This window comes from Kitasatospora sp. NPDC023118, from assembly GCF_055560875.1.
On sequence record NZ_JBVHHW010000062.1, the window covers coordinates 7,349 to 13,787 of the forward strand.

General features: G+C 69.7%; 4 protein-coding genes. 1 reads left to right on the forward strand and 3 read right to left on the reverse strand.

Annotation, left to right across the window (positions count from 1 at the left end; all coding sequences use genetic code 11):
• Positions 1-1,025, reverse strand: a 1,025-nt coding sequence (locus ACZ3UD_RS36875; RefSeq protein WP_465598226.1) for a GH25 family lysozyme, incomplete at its 3' end; no start/stop codon positions are given.
• Positions 1,026-1,240: 215 nt separating this feature from the next.
• Complete coding sequence (locus tag ACZ3UD_RS36880; RefSeq protein WP_465598229.1) at positions 1,241-2,044, reverse strand: peptidoglycan-binding domain-containing protein; 804 nt, start codon at positions 2,042-2,044, stop codon at positions 1,241-1,243.
• Positions 2,045-2,288: 244 nt separating this feature from the next.
• Between ACZ3UD_RS36880 and ACZ3UD_RS36885 the strand changes: the two genes are divergently transcribed.
• On the forward strand, positions 2,289-3,224 hold the full coding sequence (locus tag ACZ3UD_RS36885) for a helix-turn-helix domain-containing protein (RefSeq protein WP_465598232.1): 936 nt from the start codon (positions 2,289-2,291) through the stop codon (positions 3,222-3,224).
• Between the two features lie 63 nt (positions 3,225-3,287).
• Here ACZ3UD_RS36885 and ACZ3UD_RS36890 read toward each other — a convergent pair whose 3' ends face one another.
• Positions 3,288-5,834, reverse strand: coding sequence for a helicase associated domain-containing protein (locus ACZ3UD_RS36890; protein WP_465598235.1), 2,547 nt, complete (start codon positions 5,832-5,834; stop codon positions 3,288-3,290).
• Between the last annotated feature and the right edge of the window lie 605 nt (positions 5,835-6,439).

Consider the following 6,439-nt stretch of genomic DNA (forward strand, 5'->3'; position numbering starts at 1 on the left):
CCGGCGGACAGCAGTTGGCTCCAGGTGTCGGGGCCGGTGATGCCGTCACTTTCCAGGTGGTGGGCGTTCTGGAAGGCCTTGACGGCGCTGGTGGTGGCAGGCCCGTACTGCCCGTCCACGGTGAGTTTCGCGCCTGCGGCGGTGAGCAGCCGCTGGAGTGTGCGTACGTCCGTGCCCTGGCTGCTGGCCTTCAGCAGGGGCCAGGACCGTTCGGCGGGTGCCGGGGTTCCGGGGGCGGGGGTGGTGGTTCCGCCGGTGGCGAGGGCGCGCAGCTGGGCCTCGGTGCCGCGGAAGACGTTGACGTCGCCGTCGTGGGGGACGCCCGGGACGTGGCCGTGCTCGGCGTACTGCCAGATGGTCCACTGCCCGGCGCTGGGGATCGGCGCGGGTTCGCGGCTGCCGCTGCCGTAGCGGGGCTGCCACAGCACGTGCCCGGCCAGGGCGGAGGCGTCGCTGCCCAGGCAGTCCTTCACGAACGACACGGAAGCGTAGACGATCGGCTTGACGCCGAGTTCGCGCTGCACCGTGGACAGGAACGCCTTGACCTCATTGGTGCTGAGGTTGGCCGGGCACTTGCCATCCCGGGTCTCCAGGTCGATGGCCGGAGGGAGCTCGCCCTTGCCGTGGCCGGTGTAGCCAGCCGCGCGGGCAGTCTTGACGAAGTGTTGGGCCTGGGAGACACCGGGGGTGCGGCCGTAGAAGTGGTAGGGCGCGCGCAGGATGCCGGCCTTGGCGGCGCCGTCCATGTCCCGGCTGAACCACTTGTCGGTCCAGTCGTTGCCCTCGGTCGCCTTCAGGAAGGTGAACTTCTGGCCGGAGCGCACGACCTGCGGCCAGTCGATCGCCGGCCCGCGGCCCGTGTTGTGGTCGTCGTTGTGGCTGTAGTGGCTGGTGTCCAGGCCCTTGACGGCGTACGCGGAGGGGACGGCGGCCTCGGCCCGGGTGACCAGGCCGCCCACCCCCATCGCGCCGAGTACGGCGGCCGCAGCCGCCGTCCAGGCAGCTGCTCGCTTGGTGATCTGCATGGTGGACTCCTTGTGTGCGATGGGACGATGAGGGCGTGCCGGGCCCTGGCTCGGGTCGCGGCAGGCGATGTGGGGAAGGGGGCCGGGAGGACGGCGGGACCGGTGATGCCGGCGTCGCCCCGGCCCCTGGGAGGCAGTTCGCTCCGATGCAGGGGCCGACATGGGGTTGCGGACGCCACGGGGACGGCATTGGCCGCTCCCGTGGCGTCGCGGGATCAGTGGCGCGGCCAGGCGCAGTGCACGTGGGTGTCGTGGCCGGCGTCGCCGGGGCCCAGCACCTCGGTGGCGCCCAGCGCCTTGCATGCCTGCTTGAAACGGGCGACCGCCTGGTTGCTCCGGCTGACCTTTGCCCCGTCGATGACGCTGGTGTCGAAGGCGATACCGGCGTAGTGGCGGGAGGAGCTGCTGTGGTCGCCGCCGGTGATTTCGGTGATGTTGAACCGGAAGCCGTGCTCGGTGTTGAGCTTGAGGACGCCGTTGAGCATGTGGGCGTCCAGGAGGACCGGACGGGCTCCGACGTCGCTGTACCTGCTGGTCATGGCCGCCTTGCCGGCGGCCGTGTCCTGCATGTTGCGCAGCGGGGTGGAGGCCGGGTCCTTCGCCCCCGAGGGGTGGAGGTCGGCCAGGCTGATGCCCTTGGCATCGAGGATCTGACGGGCCAGCGCGGCGGCGCTCTGGCTCGCCTGGCCGCCGGGGGCGGTGCCCAGGGCCTGCCGCGTCGCGGGGCCCACGATGCCGTCCACCTTCAGGTGGTGGGCGCGCTGGAACGCCTTGACGGCCGCGGTGGTCTCGGGTCCGAAGATGCCGTCGACCTTCACCTGGTGGCCGTGGGTGTTGAGCTGGCGCTGGAGGGCGGTGACGCCGTCCCCGCGCATCCCCTCGCGCAGGTTGAGTCGAACACCCGACGCGTCCGCGTTGCGCGAGGCCCCCTGGGCACCGGGGCGGACGGTGTCGGCGCTGGCGACGCCGATGCCCGCGAGGATCCCGGCGACCAGGACGGCCCCGGCAGCGGTTCGCACGGCGCGTCCCTTCGGGAAACCGAAACACTTGTTGGTCATGTCCATGACTACTCCGTGAGGTGTGCCGTTCCCCGACCGGCACGGCCGAGGCCGCCCGGATACAGGGAAGGAGGGAATTGGATCCGCCGGAGAACCTCCGGCTGACCACTACCGTTGCACGCCGCCCACGGTGACTTCTACGCTGTGCGAGCACATGACTACTCATGCATATGCGTGAGACATCCATGCGCCGTGAGCTGGGACTATGAACGATCCGACACGCACAGGGGGACTGCGAATGCCGCAAGACCGGACCCCGGAGACACGCGGCGACACCCCGCCCCCTCCGCCGGCCAAGACGGAACTGGCGCTTGCCCTTCGACGCTGGCGCCAAGAGGCCGGCCAGACACAGACCGCCGTCGCGCAACAACTCCACATCAGCCAGGCAAGCCTCTCCCGATACGAGAACCCCGACCGGCCGCCCGCCCCCGAAGACATGATCCGCCTGCTGTGGAAGCACTACCAGCTCTCGGACGCCGAACTCGCCCGCGCACTCGACCTACGAACCCGCGCGGAACACGAACTACCCGACAACGCCGACACCCATCCCGACGAGCCGTCCGACGACGGCCCGGCCACACCCCGCGACGCCGCCCGAGCCGCCAACCCAGCACCCCGCAAACGACACTGGCTCCTCTGGCCCCTCGGCACACTGCTTCTGGGAGGAGCCGTCATCGCCGCCGTCCAGCTCACGAAGGACGACACCCCGAACCCAGGAACCACAACCGCCCAAGCACCACCCGCAGCCGCCCCCGCCAGACCAACGCCGACGCCGACAACCACCTGCGCCGCCGCCTCATGCGCAGGGATCGAGCCCGCCAGCACGCCCTGCCAGCACGACGCCCTCACCGCCGCCAGCAAACAGGCATACGGCGTCCTGATCGAACTCCGCTTCAGCCCATCCTGCCAAGCCGCGTGGGCCAAGATAAGCGGCAGTTCCCCCGACGACCGCGTCCAGGTCTTCGGCAAGGACGGCCCCCCGTCAGGCCAACAGGAGTACCGCCAGCAGTCCGGCCACGACGCACATACCAAGATGGTGCACTCCAGCCAGCCCACCGACGCCACCGCCTGCGCCGTCATCGCCTCCCGCGGCACCGTCTGTACCAACGACGCAACCCCAGCCCCCACCCTCACTCAATAACGACGAGGACCTTCACCTACCAAAGCCCCAGCGGAACCACGGCCGAGCCCAACCACGCCCGGCCTACCAGGCCACGCCCAGGGCCTCCAACTGCCCGAGCTGCTCGGTGGTCAGCTTCGCCCGACGGGCCTTGGTGTTGTTGAGCCAGGCCCCCAGCGACAACCCCTCCGCTGTCTTGTAGGCGCGCGGGACCCTGGCGTGGCCCTCGCGTTCGACGAACTTGGCCAGTGCTGCCAGGTGGAGCTGAAACCGGTCAGCACGGGAGACCTTCGGCTTTGCCTCGGCGGCCGCCCGCGCGGCGACGAGCTCCTGGTCCTCCTCGATGCCGATCGCCGTCAGCAGGTCCCGCTGGTCCTCTTCCAACCCCGGCCACCCGGCCCGCTGCGCCTTCACCCAGCGGCCGAGCTGCTCGCCCTCGAACACCGTCTCCACGGGCAGCGTGGCCCAGTCGACCTTGCCGTCGCACTCCAGCCACCACTGCCGCGCGGCCGCGTAGGTGCGTTGCCAGGTGATCGGCCAGCGCGGGCACCAGAACGGATCGATCTCCTCCAGCGCCCGCCGCCGCTCCGGCGCGAGCGCCCCCGACTGGCCGTCCGGCACCGCCGCGGCGGCGCGCAGCTCGGACAGCCACGTGCCGATCGCGTAGCCGCCGATGGAGGCCCTCGCCGGCGCAGCCAGCGAGCCGCCGTGGCCCTTGGCCCAGACCCGCGCCCAGTCGAGGCCGGCCTCGAACCGCGCGTCGCTCACGGACCAGACCATCCCCAGCTGGTCGAGCATGTCTACCCGATGGCGCGCCAATTCACCACGAGAATGCTCACCGCGCCGGTCCGAGAGCCATTTTCCGAGCGGGAAATTCCCCTCTTCTCCGACCATGGCAGAATAGGGGACATCGAGCCCGCCGGTTTCCTCGTGCCACCGGCGGGCGTGGTTGATCCCTTCCCGCCAGAACTGGTTCTCACCCGTCAGCACCCGCGAGGCGATGAACAGCGCCAGCACGTTCTCGTCCACCGGCGACTGGAACCGCACCGGCAGCGTGAACGCCCCCGCCCCACCCTCACTCAGCCCGCTCTCACCAGGCCCGGAAGCGGCCTCGGCGCTGCGCCCCTTGGTCCGCTTGCCGGACTTCTGTGGCACCGCCAGGGCCTCGACGACCTTGGCGTCGTGGCTGCGCAGCGCTGTCAGGATCTTGACCAGCGGGCCGTAGGAATCCGACTCCAGAATGTCCCCCGGCTCCTCTCCCGCCTTGAGGAAAACCGGCACAATCAGGCAGGCGGTCTTTCCCTCGCCGGGCTGCATGCGCAGGGCACGGCCGATGGCCTGGACGATATCCACCATGCTGCCCCGGCCCTGGAGCAACACCGAATCCGCATTCGGCATATCAACCCCCTCGCCCAAGACCTTGCAGTTACTGAAAATCCGGTGCCTGAGCCCGTCGTCCTCCTCGCCCTTCCCAAAATCGCCGATGAGCCCCTTCCGGTAGTCGACCTCGTGCTCACCGGAGAGCCACTGCGCCCAGAACTCAGGTGGGTATTTCTCCGGGTTCTCGAAGTGCAGTTTCTCCATGGTCTGATTCAGCGTCTCGGAGAAATAACGGGCCTCGATCGTGCGGTTGTGGAACGTGATGCATCGCTCCAACCCGCGCTCCACGACGGTCTTGACCAGCCCGGCCTGGATGGCGGCGATCCGCTCGGCCGGCACCTCGTCCTCGCTGCCGTCCTCGGCCTCACCGACACCCGGCCCCCACGGCACGCCCTGCTGCTCGGCGGCCTGGCGGTCGCCGAACGGGTCGCGCAGTTCCAGGACCACGATCTCGAACGGCGCGAGCAGCTTGCGGTCGATCGCCTCGGCCAGGCCCAGGGAGTACACGTGCGGGCCGTAGATCCGCTGGTCGTCCATGGAGACCGCCAGCTCCTCCGGAAGTGGCTGGTGGGCGTTCTCGCGCCGCTTCATGGCGCTGCTGGGCGGCGCCCAGATCCTGGGGGTCGCCGTCATGTAGAGCCGGCGGTCCGCCGGGATCTCCGCCTGGTCGTGCACCACCGTCCACGTCTTCTCGACGCTCCCCGAGGAACGGTGCGCCTCGTCGCAGACCATCAGCGACAGCGGCGGCAGCAGTTCACCCTGGGGGAGCTTGGCCCAGTGGGCGTAGGCGTCGGCGACGGCGCTGACCGAGGTGTAGGTGGCGAACAGGGTGGTCGGCCGGCGGTGCTTCGCGGCATGGGCCAGCCACATGCCGATCCTCAGCGGGCTGGTGGTCGCCATCACTCCGTACGGCAGCTCGGAGTCGACCAGGGAGCACACCGCGTGCATGTCCCCGGCCCGGCCGGCCGCCCGCCACGAGCCGATCATCTGCACCAGCAGGTCCAGGGTCGGCACCACGACCAGGACGACGCCCCTAGGCGCGAGCTTCTGCCCGGCCGCGGCCCCGACGTACGACTTGCCGGACCCGGTGGCCATCTGCACGGTCACCCGCAGCCCGTTGGAGGGAACCGGGTGTCCCGGACGGGGCGTCAGGCCCCGCACGATCGCCTCCAGGGCCTCTTCCTGGTGCCCGCGCAGCGAGATGCCGGCGGCGGACTGAGCGGCCATCAGGCCCGGCTTTACGACGTTCATGAAGACGTGTCTCCCCTCACCATTCCCGAGCCCACACCAGGGACCACGCGGGAAATCCTGACAGTGCCTTACTGATACATTCGACGGATCGGCGCAGAAAACCAGCCGACCGGAATACGATCCCAATGGAAGCGACTATCCGGCAGAATATCAGAGCCTGTCCACGATTTCCGGCGAATACCCGAAACCCTGGGGTCGGCACCCCTGTTCCGGCTGGATCACCTGACGGGATAAAACTGATACACTAGGATCATTGCTCACCCTGCCAGGGTAGCGCACCCCGCCCCACCGAGGGGGCGAAATCATGGTCAGACCGTGGACTAGACCAATCTGAGAGGAGTGAAGCAGACCCGCACGCGCCCCCTCTGCGCTACCCCGTCCCCAGCCAGTCTGCTGTGAGATCAGCTAATTTGCCTGCTCAGATGGTTGACTGTGCCTCAGCCCCATCGGGCCGTCGGAGCGAAGCGGAGCGGCCCGGCCCGAGCGCGGAGCGCCGGGCCCACCCGGGCGAAGCCCGCGTGCGGACACGCGGAGCGGGTCCGCCGCCTGACCGAAGGTCAGGCGCGAACGGAGGGCCGAAGGCCCGTAGGGACCCGCTCCGCGGG